18 protein-coding genes are annotated in these 23,256 nt (G+C 72.0%); 10 read left to right on the top strand and 8 right to left on the bottom strand.

All coding sequences use genetic code 11. The annotated features are described in order from the left end of the window. Nucleotides 1–41: 41 nt before the first annotated feature. Nucleotides 42–1,787 carry an arginine--tRNA ligase gene (argS, locus tag ACJOT3_RS14870; RefSeq protein WP_406973050.1) on the bottom strand — a complete coding sequence of 582 codons (1,746 nt, stop codon included), beginning with the start codon at nt 1,785–1,787 and terminating at the stop codon, nt 42–44. Between the two features lie 199 nt (nt 1,788–1,986). Next, the gene (gene plsX / locus ACJOT3_RS14875) at nt 1,987–3,096 is read right to left on the bottom strand and encodes a phosphate acyltransferase PlsX (protein ID WP_406973052.1); all 1,110 of its coding nucleotides are present in this window, start codon (nt 3,094–3,096) and stop codon (nt 1,987–1,989) included. A 461-nt stretch (nt 3,097–3,557) separates the two neighbouring features. On the opposite strand from plsX, the gene ACJOT3_RS14880 reads away from it, so the two are divergent. After that, entirely contained in the window at nt 3,558–4,937 is a 1,380-nt protein-coding gene (locus tag ACJOT3_RS14880; RefSeq protein WP_406973054.1) for a KamA family radical SAM protein, read from the top strand. 342 nt (nt 4,938–5,279) lie between these two features. Here ACJOT3_RS14880 and ACJOT3_RS14885 read toward each other — a convergent pair whose 3' ends face one another. Then, a complete protein-coding gene (locus ACJOT3_RS14885; protein ID WP_406973056.1) occupies nt 5,280–5,516 on the bottom strand; it encodes a DUF397 domain-containing protein in 237 nt (78 codons plus the stop codon). Between the two features lie 489 nt (nt 5,517–6,005). Then, nucleotides 6,006–6,917, bottom strand: coding sequence for a Sco1979 family transcriptional regulator (locus tag ACJOT3_RS14890; protein ID WP_406973058.1), 912 nt, complete (start codon nt 6,915–6,917; stop codon nt 6,006–6,008). Nucleotides 6,918–7,201: 284 nt separating this feature from the next. Here ACJOT3_RS14890 and ACJOT3_RS14895 point away from each other — a divergent pair, with 284 nt between their 5' ends. Then, entirely contained in the window at nt 7,202–7,744 is a 543-nt protein-coding gene (locus tag ACJOT3_RS14895) for an ATP-binding protein (RefSeq protein WP_406973060.1), read from the top strand. A 202-nt stretch (nt 7,745–7,946) separates the two neighbouring features. Next, nucleotides 7,947–8,312 carry an STAS domain-containing protein gene (locus ACJOT3_RS14900; RefSeq protein WP_406973062.1) on the top strand — a complete coding sequence of 122 codons (366 nt, stop codon included), beginning with the start codon at nt 7,947–7,949 and terminating at the stop codon, nt 8,310–8,312. A gap of 140 nt (nt 8,313–8,452) precedes the next feature. Here ACJOT3_RS14900 and glmS read toward each other — a convergent pair whose 3' ends face one another. Beyond that, the gene (gene glmS / locus ACJOT3_RS14905) at nt 8,453–10,306 is read right to left on the bottom strand and encodes a glutamine--fructose-6-phosphate transaminase (isomerizing) (protein WP_406973064.1); all 1,854 of its coding nucleotides are present in this window, start codon (nt 10,304–10,306) and stop codon (nt 8,453–8,455) included. A gap of 343 nt (nt 10,307–10,649) precedes the next feature. Between glmS and coaA the strand changes: the two genes are divergently transcribed. Then, complete coding sequence (gene coaA, locus ACJOT3_RS14910; RefSeq protein WP_406973082.1) at nt 10,650–11,555, top strand: type I pantothenate kinase; 906 nt, start codon at nt 10,650–10,652, stop codon at nt 11,553–11,555. Between the two features lie 206 nt (nt 11,556–11,761). Then, nucleotides 11,762–13,942 carry a HelD family protein gene (locus ACJOT3_RS14915; RefSeq protein ID WP_406973066.1) on the top strand — a complete coding sequence of 727 codons (2,181 nt, stop codon included), beginning with the start codon at nt 11,762–11,764 and terminating at the stop codon, nt 13,940–13,942. Here ACJOT3_RS14915 and ACJOT3_RS14920 read toward each other — a convergent pair. Further along, nucleotides 13,932–14,642, bottom strand: a complete 711-nt coding sequence (locus ACJOT3_RS14920) for a DUF998 domain-containing protein (RefSeq protein WP_406973068.1) — start codon at nt 14,640–14,642, stop codon at nt 13,932–13,934. The two genes, ACJOT3_RS14915 and ACJOT3_RS14920, sit on opposite strands and share 11 nt — an antisense overlap. A 249-nt stretch (nt 14,643–14,891) precedes the next feature. On the opposite strand from ACJOT3_RS14920, the gene ACJOT3_RS14925 reads away from it, so the two are divergent. Beyond that, complete coding sequence (locus ACJOT3_RS14925) at nt 14,892–15,797, top strand: universal stress protein (protein WP_406973070.1); 906 nt, start codon at nt 14,892–14,894, stop codon at nt 15,795–15,797. Nucleotides 15,798–15,823: 26 nt separating this feature from the next. On the opposite strand, the gene ACJOT3_RS14930 is transcribed toward ACJOT3_RS14925, so the two are convergent. Then, complete coding sequence (locus tag ACJOT3_RS14930; RefSeq protein WP_406973072.1) at nt 15,824–17,281, bottom strand: ferredoxin; 1,458 nt, start codon at nt 17,279–17,281, stop codon at nt 15,824–15,826. Further along, the gene (locus tag ACJOT3_RS14935) at nt 17,278–18,102 is read right to left on the bottom strand and encodes a hypothetical protein (protein ID WP_406973074.1); all 825 of its coding nucleotides are present in this window, start codon (nt 18,100–18,102) and stop codon (nt 17,278–17,280) included. Before ACJOT3_RS14935 ends, ACJOT3_RS14930 begins: the two co-directional genes overlap by 4 nt. 526 nt (nt 18,103–18,628) lie before the next feature. Between ACJOT3_RS14935 and ACJOT3_RS14940 the strand changes: the two genes are divergently transcribed. The 4 genes from ACJOT3_RS14940 to ACJOT3_RS14955 all read left to right on the top strand — a co-directional run bounded on the left by ACJOT3_RS14940 (nt 18,629) and on the right by ACJOT3_RS14955 (nt 23,184). Further along, nucleotides 18,629–19,021 (top strand): COG4315 family predicted lipoprotein, encoded by a 393-nt coding sequence (locus tag ACJOT3_RS14940; RefSeq protein ID WP_406973076.1) that lies wholly within the window; start codon nt 18,629–18,631, stop codon nt 19,019–19,021. 5 nt (nt 19,022–19,026) lie between these two features. Then, complete coding sequence (locus tag ACJOT3_RS14945; protein ID WP_406973078.1) at nt 19,027–19,698, top strand: DUF4142 domain-containing protein; 672 nt, start codon at nt 19,027–19,029, stop codon at nt 19,696–19,698. Nucleotides 19,699–19,799: 101 nt separating this feature from the next. Then, nucleotides 19,800–20,951: a DUF1996 domain-containing protein gene (locus ACJOT3_RS14950; protein ID WP_406973080.1), complete on the top strand. Its 1,152-nt coding sequence runs from the start codon at nt 19,800–19,802 to the stop codon at nt 20,949–20,951. 436 nt (nt 20,952–21,387) lie between these two features. Further along, entirely contained in the window at nt 21,388–23,184 is a 1,797-nt protein-coding gene (locus tag ACJOT3_RS14955) for a phosphoenolpyruvate carboxykinase (GTP) (protein ID WP_406973084.1), read from the top strand. The last annotated feature ends 72 nt before the right edge of the window (nt 23,185–23,256 follow it).

Raw genomic sequence — 23,256 nt, forward strand, 5'->3', positions numbered from 1 at the left:
TCACCGCGTTCCGGCCCCACAACTCCTGCGGCTACCGGCACCTACATGTGCTCGGGAGCCTCCACCCCCAGCAGGTCCAACCCCTGCACCAGCACCCGCAACGCCAGCGCCACCAGCGTCAGCCGCGACTCCCGCTCCTCCTCCGTCCCGGCCGCCAGCACCGGACAGTGCTCATAGAACGCCGTCAACGACTGCGCCAGCTCGAACAGATACGTCGACAACCGGTGCGGCTGCAACAGGTCCCCGACCTGCGCCACCACCGACCCGAACTCCAGCAGCTTCAGTGCCAGCGCCCGCTCCGCCTCGTGCCCGATGGCGATGTCCGCCCGCGCCTGCTCCGGCGACAGCCCGCCCTTCCGGAAGATCGACCGGATCCGTGCCTGCGCGTACTGCAAGTACGGCCCGGTGTTCCCCGTCAGCGCCAACATACGGTCGAAGTCGAAGGTGTACTCCGTGTCATGGGCCACCGACAGATCCGCGTACTTGACCGCGCCGATGCCCACCTGCCGGGCGATCCCCGCCTGCTCCTCCGCCGACAGGTCGGGCCGGTTCTCCCGGACCACCGCGGCCGCCCGCTCGATCGCCTCGTCCAGCAGCGCCATCAGCCGCACCGGGGCACCGCTGCGCGTGCGCAGGATCTTGCCGTCCGACCCCAGCACGTTGCCGATCTGCACGTGGGTGGTCTCGACCGAGTCCGGCAGCCAGCCCGCCTCGCGCGCGGCCGCCCACACCATCTTGAAGTGCATGGCCTGCGGGGCGCCCACCACGTACAGGATGCGGTCGGCCTTGAGGTCCTCCACCCGGTACCGGACCGTGGCCAGGTCGGTGGTGGCGTAGCCGTAACCGCCGTCGCTCTTGCGGACGATCAGCGGCACCGGCTTGCCCTCGCGGCCGGTGAAGCCGTCCAGGAACACGCACAGGGCCCCGTCGCTGATCCGCGCGATGCCCTTGGCCTCCAGCTCGTCGCACACGGCGGCGAGCATGTCGTTGTAGGTACTCTCACCGGCGAGGTCGTCGTCGGTGAGGGTGACGCCCAGCTTGGCGTACACCTTGTTGAAGTACACCTTGGACAGGCCCACCAGCTTGCGCCACAGGCGCAGCGTCTCCTCGTCGCCGCTCTGGAGGGCGACCACCCGGCGCCGGGCGCGGGCGGCGAAGTCCTCCGGCTCGGGGCCCGAGGCGTCGAACTCGGTGCGCGCCGCCTGGTAGAACGCGTTGGGGTCGGTGGTGAGCAGGTCCGCCTCGGGGGAGTCCTCGCCGACCTCCAGCAGGTGCTCGATGAGCATGCCGAAGGGGGTGCCCCAGTCGCCGATGTGGTTCTGCCGGATGACGTTGTGGCCGAGCAGCTCCAGGGTCCGCGCCAGCGAGTCGCCGACGACGGTGGTGCGCAGGTGGCCGACGTGCATCTCCTTGGCCACGTTGGGCGCGGAGTAGTCGAGCGGGATGTTCTGCCGCTCCTGCGCGGGCACGCCCAGGCGCTCGTCGTCCAGCAGCTCGCGGGTCCGCCCGGCGATCCAGTCGTCGCGCAGGGTCAGGTTGATGAAGCCGGGTCCGCTGACCTCCACGGCCGAGCAGACGTCGGCGACGTCGAGGTGTTCCATGATCGCCGCGGACACCTCACGCGGCTTTCGGCCCAGGCGCTTGGCGAGTGCGAGCGCGGCGTTCGCCTGGTAGTCGGCGAACTGTGATGGGCGGATGACGGGGTCGGTGTCGGCGTACTCGGGGCCGAAGGCGGCCCCGAGGGCGGACTGGACCCGTCGCGAGAGTACTTCCTGCGGGTCGGCCATGCTCCAAGCGTACCGAGCCCGCAGGAGTGTTCTCAGCGCATTTACACCCACCCCACCGACGCTCAGCGCCCCTCAGCACCCTCCCGCCGCCCCCGCAGCACCCTCCGCAGACCTCTCAGCGCCCTTCCGCTGGCGCTCGGCGCTTCTCAGCGTCCCTCCGCCACCCCCGCGGCACCCCTCCTCCGCCTCCACCGGCCCCTCAACGCCCCTCCGTCGGCCCCTCCGACTGGGCCAGCCGGTGCAGCCACCCCGCCGGCCGGGTGTGCACCCGCCGGCGCACGTGCTCGCCGATGTCCCCGGCCGCCAGCTCGTGGGCGAGCCGGCAGGCGTGCGCGATACCGCGGGCGTGGCTGTCCCCGTGGGCGATGACGACGGTCCCGTTGAGCCCCAGCAGCGCCGCTCCGCCGTAGGTCTCGCTGTCCAGGCGCTCGCGCAGCCCGCGCAGGGCCTTGCGCTGGAGCATCGCCCCGGCCTTGGCCGCCACCGACGAGGTCAGCGCGGTGCGGACGGCGTCCATGGCGAACGCCGCGGTCCCCTCCACCGCCTTGAGCGCCACGTTCCCGGTGTGCCCGTCGGTGACGATCACGTCGACCTTGCGGGCGAGCAGGTCGTGGCCCTCGATGTTGCCGCGGTAGTCCATGACCGTGGAGTCCTCGGCGGCGGCCGACAGCAGCTCGGCGGTCCGGCGGATCAGCTTGTTGCCCTTGCCGGGCTCGGAGCCGATGGTGAGCAGCCCCACCCGCGGGCGCTGCACCTTGAAGGCGGTCTGGGCGTAGGCGCACCCCAGGTGTGCGAACTGCACCAGCATCTCCGGCTTGGCGTCGGCGTTGGCCCCCGCGTCCACCATGACCGTCGGTGTCTCGCCGGTGGGCAGGGTGACCGCCAGGGCGGGCCGCAGCACCCCGTGCTGGGTGCGCAGGCGCACGGTGGAGGTGGCCACAATGCCGCCGGTGGACCCGGCCGAGACCAGGGCGTCGGCGTCCCCGCGCCGGATCAGCCGGCAGGCGACGGCGGCGCTGGAGCGGGGCCTGCGCCAGCTTGCCAGCGCGCCCTCGTGCATGGCGAGGCTGTCCTCGGCGTGTACGACCGGGATGTCGCGCAGGGCGTCGTGCTCGGCGAGCATGCCGGCGATCTGGGTGCGGCGGCCGACGAGGACGACCCGCAGGCCCAGTTCGCGCACGGCCAGGACGGCGCCCTTGACGATCTCCTCGGGGGCGTTGTCGCCGCCCATCGCGTCGACGGCGATGATCGGCGGGGTGGTGCGGCGGCGGATGGCGACGGGTGCGTCCGCGTCGGAGGTGCCGGTCACGCGGCGTCCTTCACGTGGCGTCCTTCACGGTGAGGTGATCTGCGATGGGGTGATCTTCGGTGATCTGTTCCGCGGTGACGTGATCCGCGGCGGGGGTGCTCTGTGGACGCACGCCGTCGGTGCAGGTCCCCGCGCCGGTGCGGGCACAGCGGGCACACGCCGACGGGTGCGCGGGTGGTGTGGAAACACCGTACCGGGTGGCGTGGGAAGCCCTGTGGTTCGGGACATTCATCCATTCGTGCGAGGATACTTCCCGTATGTCCAGGTCAGGGCTGTATTTTGCTCCACCTGGGTACAAACCCCCTAGCAGGGGTATATCCGCTCGCTGGCCCGGGTGCTTACGCACCGGGTACATGTGACAACCGAACACGAATTCCGTTTCCGGAGGTCTCCCGGGTGCCCGCACGCCGGAACCCCCGGATCAGGGCTGCCCTCACGACCCCGCGGCGGCCCTGAATCACATGCAGGAGAGGAGAGGCGTGAGCGTTACGCCAGAGGCGGCACTGTCCCCGTCCACCGGACGTCGGTTTCGTGCCTACACGACGAAGCACATTGACGAGCTCACAGCGCGAGCCGGTCTCGCCGCCGATGAGCGGCTCGCGGTGCAGGCGGTGGCGACCGTCCTGCCCTTCCGGGTCAACAGTTACGTCCTCGACGAACTGATCGACTGGGACGCCGCGCCGAACGACCCGATCTACCGGCTGGTGTTCCCGCAGGCGGACATGCTGCCGCAGGGCGACGTGGCGCGGATCGCCGACCTGCTCAAGGCCGGTGCGCCCCGCAAGGAGCTCAACGAGGCGGCCAACGCCGTCCGGGCGCGGCTCAACCCGCACCCGGCCGGGCAGATGGACCTCAACGTCCCCAAGGTCGACGAGGAGCCCATCCCCGGGATCCAGCACAAGTACAAGGAGACCGTGCTCTTCTTCCCCAAGCAGGGGCAGACCTGTCACGCGTACTGCACGTACTGCTTCCGCTGGGCCCAGTTCGTCGGTGACGCGGACCTGAAGTTCGCCTCCAGCGAGATCGACCAGATGGTCGACTACGTGCGCTCGCACCCGGAGATCACCAGTGTCCTGTTCACGGGCGGCGACCCGATGATCATGGGCGAGGGCGTGATCTCCAAGTACATCGAGCCGCTGCTGGAGATCGAGCACCTGGAGGCCATCCGGATCGGCACCAAGGCGCTGGCCTACTGGCCGCAGCGCTTCGTCACCGACCCGGACGCCGACGACACGCTCCGGCTCTTCGAGAAGGTCGTCGCCTCGGGCAAGAACCTGGCGTTCATGGCGCACTTCTCGCACCCGAACGAGATGCGGCCGGAGATCGTCCAGGAGGCCGTGCGGCGCATCCGCTCCACCGGGGCGGTCATCCGCACCCAGGCGCCGCTGATCCGCACGATCAACGACGACTCGGCCACGTGGGAGAGCATGTGGCGCACCCACCTGCGCCACGGCATGGTGCCCTACTACATGTTCGTCGAGCGCGACACCGGCCCGCAGGACTACTTCGCGGTGCCGCTGGCGGAGGCCTACGAGATCTTCCGCGGCGCCTACAAGAACGTCTCCGGCCTGGCCCGCACCGTCCGCGGCCCGTCCATGTCGGCGACCCCGGGCAAGGTGTGCGTGGACGGCGTCACCGAGATCGCCGGCGAGAAGGTGTTCGCGCTCCACTTCATCCAGGCGCGCGACCCGGAGCTGGTGGGCAAGCCGTTCTTCGCCAAGTACGACGAGAAGGCCGCCTGGCTGTTCGACCTCAAGCCCGCCCTGGGCGCCACCCACTTCCCGTGGGAGACGCCGCCGGTGGCGGTCGGCGGCGACGGCGTGGACCCCACCCGCCTGTAGGGGACGCATCGGCGGCGGGGTTCCGCGCCCGCACAGGGAATTGAGCACAGCGCATCGAACACCGTGCCTTGAACACAGGGCACCATCCGCGCCCCGCCGCCTCCCGGTCCCGACCCGGTTCCGACCCGGTTCCGGTCCCGGCCTGGTTCCGCTTCCGGTTCCGGCCCGGCAGGACCGGGAAGACGAGGAGCCCGGTACCCCTCCAGGGGTACCGGGCTCCTCGTGCGTCCGCGCCGTGGACGGAAGGCGGTCACCGCGCGGCCGGGGTCCGGTGCGGTGGCCATCGGCGCGGACGGCTTTCCGGTAGGGCTCGAAAGGGCGTCCGACCCGGGGTCGGGGCGCCTAGCTCAGCAGCGCGTCGAAGTCGCCGGTCTTGGCGCCGCGGACGAACGCCTCCAGCTCGGCGTGGGTGTAGACCAGCACCGGCCCCAGCGGGTCGCGCGAGTTGCGGACCGCGAACTCCCCGCCGGGCAGGGTCGCCACCTCGACGCAGTTCCCATCCGGGTTGCTCCAGCTGCTCTTGGTCCACTCGACCTTGGGCAAACGGCTTGCCGGAACGCCGTTGTAGATGGGATGCATCTCGACCTCCTGGAACTTCGGGGGACGTGTGAGCGGGGTGTCCACGCGCTGCGCCGCCGACACGTCGGGGGCGCTCGTGCCGGGATCACCGGGTCGGTCGGAGGCTTGGGGAGAGATCTTCCCCGATGTACCGTTCCGTCCTCGGTGCGCATCCAGAGACTAGCCCATGCACGTGCATACGTGATTACGTCGGTAAGTACATATGCAAGACCCGGGGGTGAGGACGTGCATGTCACCGCTAACGCCGGGGTTCGGACGGGGGGTTCGCCGACGCATGATCGTTTCCCAGTCGTGGCCGAAGCCGGTCATCACGACCGCACAGGTGTGCGCGCACGGCTAACGCCCGGACGCGGAGCGGTACCGGGCGTTGGGAAGAGGGCCGGGGGATGTGGGTTGTGCTCGGGGCACCGGGCGGGGTGCCGGGGAGGGACGGTGGGTGCGGGACGCCTGGACGCGGCGCCGGTGTCGGGGCGGCGGGGGTGCGGCGGGTCAGTCCCGGTAGCGCTCCAGGAACGAGCGCAGGATCCCCTCCGTGGCCGAGGGCTGCGGGGCCTGGGTGGCCAGGTGGTCCATCGTCTGCGCGTAGAGGCTGGTGTCCTCGAACTTGTCGAAGTACAGCGAGCTGCTCAGCTGCTCCAGGTAGACCACGTCGGGCAGCTGCGGGGTGGGGAAGCGCAGGATGCTGAACGGCCCCCCGGCCGCCGGGTGCCCGCCCATGGCGAACGTCGCGATCTGGACGGTGATGTTGGGCCGGCGGGACATCTCGATGAGGTGCTCGATCTGCCCGCGCATCACGGCGGCGTCGCCGAAGGGCCGGTGCAGCACGGCCTCGTCGATGACCGCCCACAGGCGGGGACCCTCGTTCTCGGTGAATCTGCGCTGTCTGTGCATGCGCATCTGCACACGACTGTCGATGTCCTCTTCGGAGGTGGCCGTTCGGGACAGCCGGATCACCGAGCGTGCGTAGCCCTCGCTCTGGAGCAGGCCGGGGATGAACTGCACCTCGAAGGTACGGATGACCGAGGCGGCCTCCTCCAGGCCCACGTAGACGCCGAACCAGTTCGGCAGCACGTCGCTGTACTTGTGCCACCAGCCCTGGGCGTTGGCGCTGGTGATGAGGCCGAGCAGCGCCTCGCGCTCGCCGGCGTCGGTCACGCCGTACAGCTTGAGCAGGTCCTCCACGTCGCGGTGCTTGAAGCTGACCTGGCCCAGCTCCATGCGGCTGATCTTGGCGTGGGAGGCGCGGATGGCGTATCCGGCGTCCTCCCGGGAAATCCTCTTGTCCTGGCGCAGCTTCCGGAGCTGCGTTCCGAGAAGAATGCGCAGGACGGTCGGCCCACCACTGGAATTCGCCAGGAAATCCCGGGTGACCTGGAAGTTCTCTGCGTGATCGGCGACCACATCGCCTCCCTGTAGCGGCTTTGACGCAAGCGACCGCTCAGTATACCGAGCCCATTCCGCTGGGAACAGGGGTTCGGGGCTGACGTTCCGGTGGCTTCTGTGTCGACTGTAAACCCGGATGCCCGTCTGTGAATTCTTGGAAGAGGATCTACCAATAAGGGCTGTTCGTCCTATAGGCTTGCCGGGCGTTGATCTGCACGTGCATCTGTGGCTTACATCCGTAAGACACGATGCCACCGCAGGCAAGGCCGAGCGAACCCGCATCACCACTCGTGAGGACCGTGATGAACGCAGAGCTGATGTCGTCGGAGCGGCACTCCGGGGCATCCTGGCGTCCCTCCCTGGCCGCAGCCCCCCGACTCCCGGGCGGCCCCTGGGCGGATCCGCTGGGCGGCACACCACTGGGCCGCGTCGACCGCACCTCCGAGCACGTCATCGGTGCCTTCTCCTCGGTCCCCGACTCCGTCGGGGCGGCCCGCCGGCTCGCCGACCCGGCCCTGGACCGGTGGGGCCTGGCGGAGGCCCTCGACGACGTCCGGCTGGTGCTCTCCGAGCTCGTCGGCAACGCCTGTCGCCACGCGCTCGCCCCCGACCGCGACCCCGGGACCACCCCGATCGTGGTGCGGCTGAGCCGGATCGAGGAGCCCGGGCGGGTGGCCTGCCTGGTCGCCGACACCAGCGAACGCGCACCCCACAAGGTGGACGCCCACCACTTCGCCGAGTCCGGCCGCGGCCTGAGCCTGGTCGCCGCGTTCAGCGGTGAGTGGGGCTGGACCCCGGTCCGCGGCGGCAAGGTGGTCTGGGCCGTCTGCGGCGGACAGGACTGACGCCCTCCCGCCCGACCCGCTCCCGACGGGCACCTTCCCGACGGGTACCCTCCCGGTCGCAGGTCCGTCCCGGTACCGCGGCCCCGCATCCCTGTCTTTGGTCCACTCTGCCGAGTCCCGGAGCAGAGTAGGCTGTCAGCGCATGTCGGTATTCGACCGATCGCGTCCGACAGGGGAAGTTTTCCGACGCGGGGAACGAGGCGTGGACGTGCTGGACACGGGACGGGACAGGTTCATCTGCGACGGCGCCACCGTCGTCGCGCTCGGCGGCGAGCTGGACATCGCCACCGCCGAGACCGCGTACGCCGCCATCGCGGCCGCCGCCGCGCAGGGCTGCGTCGTCGTCGACCTGTCCGCGGTGGAGTTCATCGACGCCTCCGGCGTCAACGCCTTCATCAACGCGATGCGCGTGACCACCCGCGAGCACCACCACCTGGCCCTGGCCTGCCCGCCCCGCCAGCTCTCGCGCATCCTCGACGTGCTGAACCTGCACACCCTGCTGCCCACCCACACCGACCTGGCCTCGGCGGTCGCCGCGCACGCCGGGACCCGCACCGCCGCCCGCTGAGCGGGCCGTCGAGCCGCCCTGATCCGCCTGCCGGGCCGCCCCCCCGAACCTCCTGCCGAGCCGCCTGCCGGGCCGCCCCGCGCACGCGGAAGGGCGCGTCCGACCCCGTTGGACGCGCCCTCCCCACCGAACCCGCGGAACTACTCCACGGTCACGCTCTTGGCCAGGTTGCGCGGCTGGTCCACGTCGTTGCCCTTGGCCAGCGCCAGCTCGCAGGCGAACACCTGCATCGGCACGGTCGCCACGATCGGCTGGAGCAGGGTCGGCACCGCCGGGATCTCGATGAGGACGTCCGAGTACGGGCGCACCGACTCGTCGCCCTCCTCGGCGATCACGATGGTGCGGGCGCCGCGGGCGCGCACCTCCTGGATGTTCGACACGATCTTGTCGTGCAGCACGCTGCGGCCCTGCGGCGAGGGCACCACCACGACCACCGGCAGACCGTCCTCGATCAGCGCGATCGGCCCGTGCTTGAGCTCGCCCGCCGCGAACGCCTCGGCGTGCATGTAGGCGAGCTCCTTGAGCTTGAGCGCGCCCTCCATCGCCACCGGGTAGCCGACGTGGCGGCCCAGGAACAGGACGGTGTCGGCGTCCGACAGCGACCGGGCCAGCTCGCGCACCGGCTCGACCGTGTCCAGCACCTTCTCCACCTGCTCGGGCATGGTGGCCAGCTGGGCGATCACGGCGTCGATCTCGTCGCCGAACTTGAGCCCGCGCACCTGCGCCAGGTACAGGCCGATGAGGTAGCAGGCGGCCAGCTGGGTCAGGAAGGTCTTGGTGGCGGCCACCCCGACCTCCGGGCCGGCGTGCGTGTACAGCACGCCGTCGGACTCGCGCGGGATGGTGGAGCCGTTGACGTTGCAGATCGCCAGCACCTTGGCGCGCTGCTCGCGGGCGTAGCGGACCGCCATCAGGGTGTCCATGCTCTCGCCCGACTGGGAGATCGCGATGACCAGGGTCTGCCGGTCCAGGATCGGGTCCCGGTAGCGGAACTCGCTGGCCACCTCGACCTCGCACGGGATGCGGCACCAGTGCTCGATGGCGTACTTGGCGATCAGGCCCGCGTGGTAGGAGGTGCCGCAGGCGATGATGACGATCTTCTCGACCGAGCGCAGGTCCTCCGGGGACAGGCGCATCTCGTCCAGGGTCAGCTCGCCGTCCACGGACAGGCGGCCCAGGAGCGTGTCGGCGATCGCGCGCGGCTGCTCGACGATCTCCTTGAGCATGAAGTAGTCGAAGCCGCCCTTCTCGGCGGCGGAGGCGTCCCAGTCCACGTGGTACTCGTTGACCTCGACGGGGACGCCGTCGTAGTCGGTGACGCGTACCGAGTCCGGGCGCAGCTCCACGACCTGGTCCTGGCCCAGCTCGACCGCCTCGCGGGTGTGGGCGATGAACGCGGCCACATCGCTGGCCAGGAAGTTCTCCCCCTGGCCGCGGCCGACGACCAGCGGCGAGTTGCGGCGGGCGGCGACCACGAGGTCGGGGTCGTCCACGGAGACGGCGACCAGGGTGAAGGCGCCCTCCAGGCGCTTGCACACCGCGCGCATGGCGGCGGCCAGGTCCTTGTCGTCCCGCTTGGCCAGCTCGGTGCTGAGCAGGTGGGAGGCCACCTCGGTGTCGGTCTCGGACAGGAACTTGCAGCCCAGGTCTTCGAGCTCCAGCCGCAGGGCGGCGAAGTTCTCGATGATGCCGTTGTGGACGACCGCCACCCGCTTGTCGTTGTCGACGTGGGGGTGGGCGTTGACGTCGTTGGGGGCACCGTGGGTGGCCCACCGGGTGTGGCCGATGCCCGCACCCTCTCCGGCGATGGGGTGCTCCTCCAGGGCACCGCGCAGGTTCGCGAGCTTGCCCGCCCGCTTCTCGGTGTGCAGGGCGCCCTCGCCCAGCACGGCGACACCCGCGGAGTCATATCCGCGGTACTCCAACCTCGCGAGGCCGTCCACGACGACCTGGAGCGCCGATTGCGGCCCGACGTAGCCAACGATTCCGCACATGGCCGCCAGCGTAGGCCAAAAAGGACAGCGAATCGACCAACCACCGACTGATACCAATGGTCGTTTTCGCAGGTAACGGTATAGACCATTTGGTGTACCACGGGTAGACCGCGCAGGTGGGGGGCGTGTGGGGGGTCCGAGTGGGACCGATTCCACGCGTCCGCACCCGGCCAAAAAAATCTTGGGGGACGGACTGGAGAGCAGCATGTGAACGTGTGGTTTCAGCCACGTTCCTCCCCGGCTTCGGGCTTACCCGCACCCGGCCGCCCGGACCGGTCGAGGCCCTCGTCTAGGGTGGTCATTCGTGTCCCACCCGACGAAGAACGGCGTCTCCACGCCGTACGTGGAACTGGACCGGGAGGCCTGGGCGGCTCTGCGGGCCGCCACTCCGCTCTCCCTGACCGAGGCCGAGCTCGCCCGGCTGCGCGGTACGACCGACCCGACGTCCCTGGAGGACGTGCGGGACATCTACCTGCCCCTGTCCCGGCTGCTCAACCTGTACGTCGGCGCCACCCAGCAGCGGCACGCCGCCGTCCGCGGCTTCCTCGGCGAGTCGGACCGGCCCTCCCCGTTCATCATCGGCGTGGCGGGAAGCGTCGCGGTCGGCAAGTCCACCACCGCGCGCCTGCTGCGCTCCCTGCTGGCCCAGTGGCCCAACCACCCCGACGTGGAACTGGTCAGCACCGACAACTTCCTCCACCCCAACGCGGTGCTCGAAGCGCGCGGCCTCATGCGCCGCAAGGGCTTCCCCGAGAGCTACGACCGGCGCGCCCTGGTCCGGTTCGTCTCGGAGATGAAGGCGGGGGCCGACCGCATCGACATCCCCGTCTACTCGCACCTGAACTACGACATCGTCCCCGGCGAGCGGCAGACCGTGCACCGCCCGGACATCCTCATCGTCGAGGGCATCAACGTGCTCCAGCCCGCCACCGCCGGGCGGCTCGCCGTGTCCGACTTCTTCGACTTCTCGATCTACGTCGACGCCAAGGTCGACAACATCCGCAACTGGTACCTGGACCGGTTCCGGGAACTGCGCCGCACGGCCTTCTCCGACCCGCGCTCCTACTTCCACCACATGGCCACCACCATCCGCGAGGAGGAGGCCCTGGAGTTCGCGGCCAACACCTGGCGCACCATCAACGAGGTCAACCTCGTCGAGAACATCCGGCCCACCCGGGGGCGGGCCACCCTCGTCCTGTTCAAGGGGGACGACCACCGGATCAGCCGGGTCCGCCTGCGCAAGACCTGACGGACGGGTGGGCGGCCCGACGGGCGGCCCGGGCACGCCCGGGCGCGGGTACGCTGGTCCTTCTTTCTCTCCACGGCCCACCCCCGCAGGGAACGCCGTGCGCTTCACGAGGATCGGAACGAACCGGGCCTGATCACAGGCGACCGGGGCGGGACCCGCGCACGCGCGAGGCCGTGCCGTGTCCCGTCGATCCCTCCGAGGTCCGCATGACCACGACCGATCCCACGACCGACTCCACGACCGGGCCCGCCGACCCCGAACTGGTCGCCGAACGCGATGCCCTCGCCGCCGCCCGCGCCGCCCTCAAGGCGATGCGCGACGAGGTCGAGGGCACCGAGCTGATGCTCGGCGACGTCGTCAACGACAAGGTCACCAACGCCGCGCTCCACCGCGGGCGGCAGCGCCGCCTGGCCGCGCTCGCCGACATGCCCGGGGCGCCGCTGTTCTTCGGCCGCCTCGACTTCGACCCCGGCACCGTGTTCCTCGACGAGGACACGGACCGAGAGGACGGCCGAGAGGACGGCCGGGAGGCCGACCGGATCCACCTGGGCCGCCGCCACGTCCACGACCCGCAGGGGCGTCCCATGGTCCTGGACTGGCGGGCGCCGATCAGCGTCGCCTACTACCGGGCCTCGCCCACCGACCGGATGCGCGTCCGGGTGCGCCGCCGGTACGGGTTCACCACCGTGGACCACGGGCCGCGCCGGGACCCGGAGGTGGTGCTCACCGCGTTCGAGGACGAGCACCTGACCGGTGCCCCCGCGGCCGACGAGCGGCCCGGCGACCTGCTGTCCGCCGAGATCGAGCGGCCCCGCACCGGACCGATGCGCGACATCGTCGCCACCATCCAGCCCGAGCAGGACGACCTGGTCCGCGCCCCGCTGGGCACCACCCTGTGCGTGCAGGGGGCGCCGGGCACCGGCAAGACCGCGGTGGGCCTGCACCGCATCGCGTTCCTGCTGTACACCGAGCGCGAACGCCTCTCCCGGGCGGGCGTGGCGATCATCGGGCCCAACCGGTCGTTCCTGTCCTACATCCGCAACGTGCTGCCCGCTTTGGGCGAGGTCGACGTCTCCCAGACCACCGTCGAGGACCTGGTCACCGCCGGGCTGCCCGACCGGTTCCGGCCCGCCGCCGGGTGGGTGCGCCGGGTGGAGGAGCCCTTCGCCGCCCGGGTCAAGGGCGACGCCCGCATGGCCGAGGTGATCCGCCGCGACCTCTGGTCCCACCTGCGCGAACCCGCCGAGGCGCTGATGGTCCGCCGCGGCTCGCGCCGCTGGCGGCTCTACCCGGAGGACCTGCGTCCCCTGCTGGAGGAGCTGGCCGGGCGCGGCGTCGCCTACGGCTCGGGGCGCGAGCTGCTGTCCCACCGGATCGCGCACACGGTGCTCACCCTCATGGAGTCCGAGGGGGAGGTCTGCGACGACCGCACCCACGAGCAGGTCCGCCGCGACCCGGCGGTCCGCTCCACGGTGACGGCCCTGTGGCCCAAGGTGGAGCCGATGGCCCAGATCCTCGGCCTGCTCACCGACCCCGAGAGGCTGGCCCGGGCCGCCGACGGGATCCTCACCGCCGAGGAGCAGGCCGCGGTCCTGCTGCCCGGAAAGCCGCGCGGACCCAAGTCGGCCCGCTGGTCGGTGGAGGACCTGGCGCTCGTCGACGAGGCCGCCTCGCTCATCGACCGGCCCGCCGGCCTGGGCCACATCGTCGTGGACGAGGCCCAGGACCTCAGCCCCATGCAGTGCCGCGCCATCGGCCGCCGCTGCGAGTCCGGATCGCTCACCGTCCTGGGCGACATCGCCCAGGGCACCAGCCCGTCCGCGATCCGCACCTGGTCCACACTCCTGGAACACCTGGGCAAGCCCACCGGGCACCTGAGCGTCCTGGACCGGGGCTACCGGGTGCCCGCGCAGATCATCGACTTCGCCGCCCGGCTGCTGCCGACCATCGCCAAGGGCCTGGGCGCGCCCGTCGCGGTCCGCCGCGCCCCGGGCTCACTGCGCCTCACCCCCGCCGACGACCTGGCGGCCCAGGTGGCCGCGGCCTGCCGCACCGCCCTGGAGGGCGAGGGCTCGGTGGGCCTCATCGCCGCCGACGCCGACCTGCCCGCCCTGCTCAAGAAGCTGGCCGCCCAGGGCCTGGACGTCCCGGTCCTGGGCGACGACACCGGCCTGGACGCCGCCCGCCTGGTCGCCGTCCCGGCGGGCCTGGCCAAGGGCCTGGAGTTCGACGCGGTCGTGGTCGCCGAACCCGCCGCCATCGCCGAAGCCGAGGAGCGCGGCCTCAACCGCCTCTACGTCGTCCTCACCCGCGCCGTCAGCACCCTCCACGTCGTCCACTCCCGCCCCCTCCCCACCCCCCTCGCCCAGGAGCCCGTCAGCGGGTGACGGGGGTGGGGCGGGTGGTGCCGGAGCGTTTCCAGGGGCCGGGCAGGACGCCGGCGGTGAGCAGCCAGAGGGCGACCGTGACCAGGTGGGCGCGCTCCAGGAAGCCCAGGGCGACGCCCGGGTCGCCGTCGCCGCCGGAGACCCGGACGGCCAGCACCAGGACGGCGACGGCGGCCAGCGCCTGGAGGGCGGCGACCGCGGCGGCCCAGAGCCAGGCCGGGTCGGCGGCCCTGCGGCGGTCCAGGGCGAGGGTCACCGCGCCGGTCAGCGCGGCCAGGATCGTGACGGTCGCGATGACCGGCTGGGCGGCGGTGGCCCCGCCCACGCCTTCGGCCAGCGCCTCCGAGGCGCAGGCCACGTCCGTGGAGACCACGCAGCGGCCCGGCAGGAGCGAGGCGACGAAGGAGGCCGTGCCGAACACGGCCATCGACCACCAGGACACGGTCAGCCAGCGGCCGGTCCGGCGGGCGCCCAGGGTCAGGCCCAGCACCGCGGCGAGCACCACCAGGATCGACCCGGTGCGGTGGGCGCTGTCCAGGAACCGGCCGAACACCGATTCCGGGTCGGCCAGCGCGCCCTCCACGGCGCTCCCGCCGGGCAGCAGGACCTCCAGCGTCCACATGCTGTACACGATCGCGGCGGCGACGGCGGCGACCCGGCCGTCCCTGTAGTCCCAGTGCCAATGTCCCGAGTAAGACATCCCACCCTCCGTTCTCACCCGAAGCCCCCTCCACGTCTCTCGGACGGAGGATCCGCGGATGCTCCCGGTCACACCGGTCGGTTCGGGGACCTTATGCCCCAGGGGGCGCACCGTCACCCTTCGGGTGACCGCGCGTCGGCCAACTCGCGGCGTCACCGTTATCCACGGGCACCCCTGGGCGCGGCATCATGCAGAGAACGGAGAATACGGGTACGGACGGACGGCCCGGCCGGAGAAGGAGTGCGCACGATGGACGATCCGACCACGACACGGTGGGTGATCGTGGGGGTCGACGGCACCGACTCCAGCCGCCACGCGCTGGAGTGGGCGGCGCAGCAGGCGGTGCTGCGCGGGCTCGGCGTGCGGATCGTTGCCGCGGCCGGCGCCCTCACCTCCGTCGGGGTGTTCGGGTCGCACACCCGCCTCGACGTCCCCCCGGACGAGGCCGACACCGGCGACGCCGAACGCCTGCTGGCGTACGCCGCCGACTGGATCTCGCGGCTCTTCCCCGAACTGCGGGTGCGGACCCGCCTGTCCTACGCCCGCCCCGTCGACGCGCTGCTGGCCGAGGCCGCCGCCGAGGGCGCGGTCGCCGTGGTGGTGGGCTCGCGCGGCCTGCGCGGGATCGTGGCCGCGTTCGTCGGCTCGGTGGGCATCGAGCTGGCCGCCCGCTCCCCGGTGCCGGTGGTGGTGCTCCCGCACGAACACGCCGCCGCGCACGGCGTCCGCGGCCGGGTCATCGTCGGCATCGACGGGTCCGAGCCCAGCCGCCGGGCCGTCGACTTCGCGTTCGCCCAGGCGGCGTTCGCCGAGACCGAGCTGGTCGCGGTGAGCGCCTGGCAGCCGCTGGTGGCGTTCGCCGCCGCCACCGGGCCGATCCCGCCGGAGCTGTTCGACGACACCACCGCCGCCGAGGCGGCCCGCCAGTCCCTGGCCGAGGAGCTGGCCGACCCCCGGCTGCGCCACCCGCAGGTGTCGGTGAGCACCCGGGTGGTGCGCGCCCACCCGGTGGTCGCCCTGCTGGAGGAGGCCACCCCCGCCGACCTGATCGTGGTGGGCTCGCGCGGCCGCGGCGGGTTCCGCGGCCTGCTGCTGGGCTCGGTCAGCCACTCGGTCCTGCACGGCGCCCGCGGCCCGGTCGCCATACTGCGCTAGGACACCCCGGTCCCCGGCCCCAGCCCCTACCCCTTGACCCGCAGGGCCAGGGCCGGGCACATGCGGACGGCCCGGTCGGCCTCGGCCTCGCGGAAGGCCGGGACCGGCAGGTCGGGGTCCTCCGGGTAGCCGTTGGCGTCCAGCCGGATCAGGTCCGGCAGCAGCTCGGCGCACAGGCCGTGGCCGTCGCAGCGCGACCAGTCGATCGACAGCCGGGGCCGCGGCTCGGGCTTGCCGCCGGGCATCGGCAGCAGCCCGCGCACCGGCCGCCCGCAGCTCCCGCCGAGCGCGTGCCGGGAGACGTCCTCGGCGAACACCTTCAGCGCGCTGCGCGCGAACACGGCCGTCCCGTCGGGGTGCGCGCACGCCCCCTTGCCATCGCCGATGCCCGCCGCCGCGGCGGCCGCGGCCGGGTCGCCCTCCCCGGCGATGAGCGCGGTGAACGCGTCGGCCAGCGCGGGCAGACCGCGCACGCACGGCCCGCACTGCGCCGCGCTCTCCCGCGCCAGGTACCGCAGCACCCGCGCGGACTCGCCGAGCGGGCACACGCCCTCGGCCAGCGGGAGGATGATCCCGGCGCCCAGGGTGCCCCCGGCCTCGGACATCTGGCTCCGGGACAGCCGGGCCCGGGCCACGGTGGGCGGGTCCAGCCAGGACCCGTGGTACCCGCCGACGAGCACGGCCTGGGCGGGCGGCGCGTCGCACACCCCGAGCACGTGGACGAGCGGGGTCCCGGCCGGGGCCTCCACCACCGTGTCCCCGCCCACGGTGAGCAGCACCGTCCCGGGCTGGTCGGCGGTGCCCACCGAGGCGTAGGCGTCGGCCCCGCCGGAGGCGAGCAGCGCCAGCTGGGCGTAGGTCTCGGCGTTGGACAGCAGCGTCGGCAGCCCGTCCACACCGGTCTCGCTGGCGCGCACCGGGGTGCCGGGGGGCAGCGGGATCCGGCCGTTGACCCCCTGGATGAGGGCGCCGCTCTGCCCGGACACGAACCGGTGCGGCATCCGCACCACCCGGAACCCGACGACCGAGACCGCGCTGCGCTCGGCGACCGCCTCGCGCAGCGACTCGCTCACCGGGTCGACGTCCGAGCCGCGGGTCCCGCGGTCGGCGATCCCCACGATCACCTGGGGCGCGCCCAGGGCGCGGGCGGCCAGCTCGGCGCCGTCCAGCACCAGGTGCGGGGCGCGGGTGAGCAGCATGGCGTCCTTGGCGCTGCCGGGTTCGCCCTCGGTCGCGTTGACCACGACGCGGGCCCCGGCCTGGCGCCGGGCCACCGACGTCTGCACGGCCCGGAACTTGCGCGCGAACGGGAACCCGGCGCCGCCGCGCCCGCGCAGGCCGCCCATCCCGGTGAGGGTGATGAGGTCGTCGGCGCCCAGGTCGGGCAGGGTGCCGTGCAGCGCCCGGTGGGCGTCGTGGGACACCCGCCGGTACCGGTCCAGGCCGAGGGTGAGCCGGGGCTCGCCGAGGCTGAGGGTCTTCATCGGCGGTCCCCGCTGCGCATCGACGACCAGAACGCCAGCTCGTCGCGGACGACGCTCTCGGTGGTGCCGACCGGCGGCGTGAGCAGCTCGGAGTCGGCGCGCGGCTGTTCGGGGACCGGGCGCGGGCGCACGGTGACGACGAGCCGCAGGATGAGCGCCGCGCACACCGCGAGCAGGCACAGCAGGTAGCAGACCACCACCCAGCCGGGGGCGCTGCGGCCCGCGGTGAGCCCGTGCACCATGGAGAGCGGCCAGCACAGGTACGCGCTGAGGTGCACGGCCCGCCACATCCACGGGCGGCCGCCGCCGGCGAACATGCCGCGCAGCATCCCGGTGACGGTGATGATCAGGAGCAGGTCGGTGGCGATGATCCCGCAGGCCACCGCGGGGTCCACCCCCAGCGGCACCAGGACGTTCCAGGGGACCAGGCCGGTGAAGGCGATCTGGAGCACGATGTGCGCGATGAGGAAGCCCACCGAGACCAGCGCGATGGAGCGGTGCGTCGCCTGGAGCAGCAGCCGGTCGCGCGGGGTGGCGACGAGCCGGTCGGCGGCGGCCAGCCCGAGCGCGGTCGCGACGGTGAGGCCGACCAGGGCGAACACGCCGGAGTAGGTCCACAGCACGTCCTGGACGTGGCGCAGCACCACGGTGTGGCCGGGGGCGGTGAGGGCCAGCAGGGTGTTGGCGGCCACGACGCCGATCAGCAGCGGCGGCCACAGCCGGGTGCGGACGCGCCGGTCGGAGCGGGCGGAGATGGTGCGGCGGGGGCGGGGGCGGGGCGGGGACAGCGGGCCCCGGGAACGCCGGAAGCGATCGAACATGACGCCCCTTCGGGCAGGGGGGAGGCATGGCCCTGGGAGAGACGCGGCGCAGGGGCCGCAGGGCCCGTCAGCGCATGAACGTAGCACCGGAACGGCCGCCGGTGGAGGGGTTCTCCGGATTTCTTTACTTACCACCGGAAAGGTTCTCGGTGTCGGAAATTTTTTTCTCCCGAGAAAGGGCTGTTCAAGTGCGTTATGCGGCCGTGATCGGCCGTTGTTTCGCTGCGATGTTGCTTGCGGAGGGGCCATACTTTCCCATCACCGAGCGGTCACGCTCGCAAAAAGGTTAGGTAACCGATCGCTGGATGGGATGCCCATGACCCGCTGCACCACCCCGCTGATAGGCCTGGGAGCTGCGGTTTTACTCGCACTGACCGGCTGCTCCACGGGTCCCGAAGGCACTCCGGACGAACAGGGCTCAGCGTCCGGATACGGCTCCGAAGGCGCCGAACAGGCCGAGGAAACCCACGGAGAACACGAATCGGGCACCGAAAGCGTTCCGGAACTCGGAACCACTGAGAACGACGTGCTCGGATCCCTCATCACGGATGGGAACGGGAACACGCTGTACCTGTTCACCGAGGACACGGCCCAATCCTCGGCCTGCGCCGGCGAGTGCGCCGAGACCTGGCCGCCGCTGCGCACCGCGGACGGCGCCGGTTCCGCCGCCCGGGTCGGCGGCGACCTGTCGGCCGACCTCGTCGGTTCGATCCCCCGCGAGGACGGCGGCCCCCAGGTCACCTACGACGGCCGCCCGCTGTACACCTACGCGGGCGACGCCGCCCCGGGCGACGTCAACGGCCAGGCCGTGGGCGACACCTGGTACGCCATCAGCGCGGCCGGGGGACCGGCCGGCGCCACCACCGGCGGCGGTGACGGCGGCTCCGGCGGCGACTACATCCGCCGCTCCGGGGACTGAGTCCGATGACCGCCGTCCGCGACCGCGTCACGACCGTTCGCAGGCTGCGCCGCAACGCGCCCCGCACCGTCGAACTGGCAGGCGTCATCGGATTCCTGCTGGTCACGACGCTGACGGTCTTCATGATCCTGCCCAACGGAGCCACCAGCGTCTCCGGGGTCTTCTGGCGGGACTGGACCGCCACCGAGTACGGCCCGCTGGGCCCGGCCGACGTGGACATGCTGATCAAGGTGCGCCAGGCCGGGCTGTGGGAGATCCCCGTGGGCCAGCAGGCCGCCGACCGCGGCCAGAGCCCCCGGGTCCTGGAGGTGGGCGCGACCATCGCCGACGACCACATGCTCATGGACGAGCAGGTCCGCGACGTGGCCGCCCGCCTGGACGTCCGCCTGCCCAGCGCCCCCAGCGACGACCAGCAGCGCTGGATGGACGAGCTCTCCGGGCTGTCCGGCGCCGCCTGGGACCGGACGTTCGCCGACCGCCTGCGCTTCGCGCACGGCAACGTCCTGATGGTCCTGGCCGACGTGCGCGCCGGGACCCGCAACGACCTGATCCGCTCGTTCTGCCAGCACGCGATCCTCATGGTGATGCGCCACATGACGCTGCTGGAGAGCACCGGCCTGGTCGACTACGGGGCGCTTCCCGAGCCCCGTCCCCCCGAACGGCGCCCGGAGCCCTGATCCGGCGAGCGCCCGTCCCCGCGCGTGCCGCCCCCGGCCCGCGCGCCCGCACATGAGGAGTTGCATCACCCATGGACGAACGACCCCGAAAACGTATGCGAATGCGCCTGCCTGCCATGGTGGCGACGGCCCTCCTGATCCTGGGAGGACTCGCCCTCACCGCCACGGTGGCGGACCCGCCGCAGGAGGGGACCCTGGTGGGTTCCTGGTGGCGGGGCGGTGGCCACGGCGGCTACGGAGGCGGCCACGGCGGACACCGCGGCGGCCGCCCGACCACCCCGCCCCCCGCCGAACCCAGCGCCGAGCCCACCGCTCCGGACGACGGTGGGGGAGACCACGGGGACCACGGCGACGAGCCCGTCCCCGCCCCCGACCCCTCCTTCTTCGTCCCCATCGAGGAGGCGCCCCCGGCCCCCGCCCGCCCCGAGCCGGACGGCAACGCCTCCACCGGCACCTTCACCATCGACTGCGGCGTCAACGACATCGGGGTGCACAACTCCGAGAACGTCATCGTCGCCCCGGGCGTCGCCCACGGCGCCCAGCACACCCACGACTACGTCGGCAACATCGACGTCCAGCGGTTCACCGAGGACGTCGACGCCAACAACGCGATCCTCGCCCAGGGCGACACCACCTGCCCGAACGACGACCGGTCCATGCACTTCTGGCCGGTGCTGCGCGACCTCACCGGTGTGGGCGAGGACGCCGACCAGTCGGGCGGCGGCCTGGACGGCAACACCGGCAGCATCATCGTCCCGTCCGCGGCGACCATCGAGTTCTTCGGCAACGCGCGCGGGCCGGTGACCGCCATGCCGGAGTTCCTCCAGGTCATCACCGGCAACGCCCGGGCCGTCACGGCCGAGGGGGTCAACGCCAACGCCCAGTGGACCTGCACCGGGTTCGAGGACCGGGCCTTCCCGGACCGCTACCCGCTGTGCCCGGAGGGCTCCGACGTCGTGCGCGTGCTGGAGTTCCCCGGCTGCTGGAACGGCGCCGACTTCACGAGCGCGGACAAGCGCTCGCACACCGCGTTCGCCCAGGAGGACGGGTCCTGCCCGGACGGCTTCACGGCCGTGCCGCAACTGCGGCACACCCTGGTCTACGAGGTGCCCGAGGGGCCGAACTTCGCCCTCGACGGGTTCCCGGACCAGGGGCGCAACCCGCTCACCGACCACTCCGACCACATCAACGTCATGCCCGGCGGGGTGATGGCCGAGATGGTCGACTGCATCAACGGCGGCCGCGACTGCTGACGGCCGCGACTCCGCGCCGCTGACGGCGGCACTGACGGCGCCGCTGACGGCCGCGACGCCGCCGTGCACCGGGGTTCCGGGATCTCCGCAGGCCGGAGCCCGGGACCCCGGACGCTGGTCCACCCGACGTCCCACGGGTGGAACGGCACCGGACCGGGGCCGTGTGTGACGAACCACACCCCGTGTCGCCCCCGGAGCGGCTCTTCCCCGCCCCTTCGGGGGAATCAGGTTCCACCAGGAGTGGAACACCCGTCACCACGGCCCCTTCCGACACACCGGTGCAGCACCGGGAAGCCTTACAGCGCAGTGGAATCCGATCCCGAAACCCCACAGCTTTAGACCATTGGCCTATACCAATTGGTCAGCTCGGGGGAGCGTCGTTCATGATGCGAGGGTCTCGATTCACAAAGGAGCCGCTGTGACCGTCGGTATTGATCTGGGCGTCGCCCCGACCTCCCACGAAGAACTGGTGTCCTGGGTTCGCGAGGTCGCGGAACTGACCCGGCCCGACAACGTCGTCTGGTGCGACGGCTCCGACGAGGAGTGGACCCGGCTCACCGACCTGCTCGTCGAGCAGGGCACCTTCAAACGGCTCAACCCCGAGAAGCGCCCCAACAGCTTCTACTGCACCTCCGACCCCACGGACGTGGCGCGCGTCGAGGACCGCACCTTCATCTGCTCCGAGCGCGAAGAGGACGCCGGCCCCACCAACAACTGGATCGCCCCCGACGAGATGCGCGCCACCTTCGGCGAGGTCTTCCGGGGCTCCATGCGCGGCCGCACCATGTACGTCGTGCCCTTCTGCATGGGCCCGCTGGGCGGCGAGATCTCCCAGCTCGGCGTCGAGATCACCGACTCCCCGTACGTCGTCGTCTCCATGCGCATCATGGCCCGCATGGGCGACGCCGCCCTGCGCCTGATCGAGGAGCGCGGCGACTTCGTCAAGGCCGTCCACTCCGTGGGCGCCCCGCTGGAGCCCGGCCAGGAGGACGTCGCCTGGCCCTGCAACCCCACCAAGTACATCTCGCACTTCCCCGAGACCCGGGAGATCTGGTCCTACGGCTCCGGCTACGGCGGCAACGCCCTGCTGGGCAAGAAGTGCTACGCGCTGCGCATCGCCTCGGTGATGGCCCGCGACGAGGGCTGGCTCGCCGAGCACATGCTGATCCTCAAGGTCACCTCGCCCGAGGGGAGGACCCACTACATCGCGGCCGCCTTCCCGAGCGCCTGCGGCAAGACCAACCTCGCCATGCTCCAGCCGACCATCCCGGGCTGGAAGGTCGAGACCGTCGGCGACGACATCGCCTGGATGCGCTTCGACGCCGAGGGCCGCCTGCGCGCCATCAACCCCGAGGCCGGGTTCTTCGGCGTCGCCCCGGGCACCGGCGAGAAGACCAACGCCAACGCCATCGACACCCTGTGGGGCAACAGCATCTTCACCAACGTCGCCCTCACCGAGGACGGCGACGTGTGGTGGGAGGGCCTCACCGAGGAGCCCCCGGCGCGCCTGACGGACTGGAAGGGCCGCGCCTGGACGCCGGAGTCCGCCGAGCCCGCCGCGCACCCCAACTCCCGCTTCACCACCCCGGCCGGGCAGGCCCCGACCATCGCCGACGAGTGGGAGGACCCGGCGGGCGTACCGATCTCCGCCATCCTCTTCGGCGGCCGCCGCGCCACCGCGGTGCCGCTGGTCACCGAGTCCCTCAGCTGGCAGCACGGCGTTTACCTGGGCGCCAACGTCTCCTCCGAGAAGACCGCCGCCGCCGAGGGCACCGTGGGCGAGCTGCGCCGCGACCCGTTCGCGATGCTGCCCTTCTGCGGCTACAACATGGGCGACTACTTCGCCCACTGGGTCAAGGTGGGCGCGGGCGCCGACCAGGCCAAGCTGCCCAAGATCTTCTACGTGAACTGGTTCCGCAAGGACGCCGGCGGCCGCTTCGTGTGGCCCGGCTTCGGTGAGAACAGCCGCGTCATCAAGTGGATCGTCGAGCGCCTGGAGGGCACCGCCGACGCCGTCGAGACCCCGATCGGCCTGCTGCCGGCCGAGGGCGGCATCGACACCGAGGGCCTGGACCTGTCCGCCGAGGACCTGGAGTTCCTGCTCTCGGTCGACCCGGAGATCTGGAAGCAGGAGGCCGCCCTGGTCCCCGAGTTCTTCAAGACCTTCGGCGACCACCTGCCGGGCGAGCTCTGGGACGAGTACCACGCTCTGCTGGACCGGCTCGGCCAGTAGCGGCATCCGCCGCCCCCACCCTTTCCGCGTGGGGCCGTGGTCGGTGGATGCTTCCGATCGGCTCGGCGCTTG

The sequence above is a fragment of the Nocardiopsis protaetiae genome (assembly GCF_045446735.1).
Taxonomy (GTDB): Bacteria; Actinomycetota; Actinomycetes; order Streptosporangiales; family Streptosporangiaceae; genus Nocardiopsis; species Nocardiopsis protaetiae.

What these genes read in the sequence shown, in the direction of transcription:
- glmS (WP_406973064.1), bottom strand. Translation starts at nt 10,306, where the DNA reads ATGTGCGGAATCGTTGGCTACGTCGGGCCGCAATCGGCGCTCCAGGTC.
- ACJOT3_RS14880 (WP_406973054.1), top strand. Translation starts at nt 3,558, where the DNA reads ATGCAGGAGAGGAGAGGCGTGAGCGTTACGCCAGAGGCGGCACTGTCC.
- ACJOT3_RS14930 (WP_406973072.1), bottom strand. Translation starts at nt 17,281, where the DNA reads ATGAAGACCCTCAGCCTCGGCGAGCCCCGGCTCACCCTCGGCCTGGAC.
- ACJOT3_RS14950 (WP_406973080.1), top strand. Translation starts at nt 19,800, where the DNA reads ATGCGCCTGCCTGCCATGGTGGCGACGGCCCTCCTGATCCTGGGAGGA.
- ACJOT3_RS14920 (WP_406973068.1), bottom strand. Translation starts at nt 14,642, where the DNA reads ATGTCTTACTCGGGACATTGGCACTGGGACTACAGGGACGGCCGGGTC.
- ACJOT3_RS14945 (WP_406973078.1), top strand. Translation starts at nt 19,027, where the DNA reads ATGACCGCCGTCCGCGACCGCGTCACGACCGTTCGCAGGCTGCGCCGC.
- ACJOT3_RS14925 (WP_406973070.1), top strand. Translation starts at nt 14,892, where the DNA reads ATGGACGATCCGACCACGACACGGTGGGTGATCGTGGGGGTCGACGGC.
- ACJOT3_RS14935 (WP_406973074.1), bottom strand. Translation starts at nt 18,102, where the DNA reads ATGTTCGATCGCTTCCGGCGTTCCCGGGGCCCGCTGTCCCCGCCCCGC.
- ACJOT3_RS14885 (WP_406973056.1), bottom strand. Translation starts at nt 5,516, where the DNA reads ATGCATCCCATCTACAACGGCGTTCCGGCAAGCCGTTTGCCCAAGGTC.
- ACJOT3_RS14895 (WP_406973060.1), top strand. Translation starts at nt 7,202, where the DNA reads ATGAACGCAGAGCTGATGTCGTCGGAGCGGCACTCCGGGGCATCCTGG.
- ACJOT3_RS14915 (WP_406973066.1), top strand. Translation starts at nt 11,762, where the DNA reads ATGACCACGACCGATCCCACGACCGACTCCACGACCGGGCCCGCCGAC.
- argS (WP_406973050.1), bottom strand. Translation starts at nt 1,787, where the DNA reads ATGGCCGACCCGCAGGAAGTACTCTCGCGACGGGTCCAGTCCGCCCTC.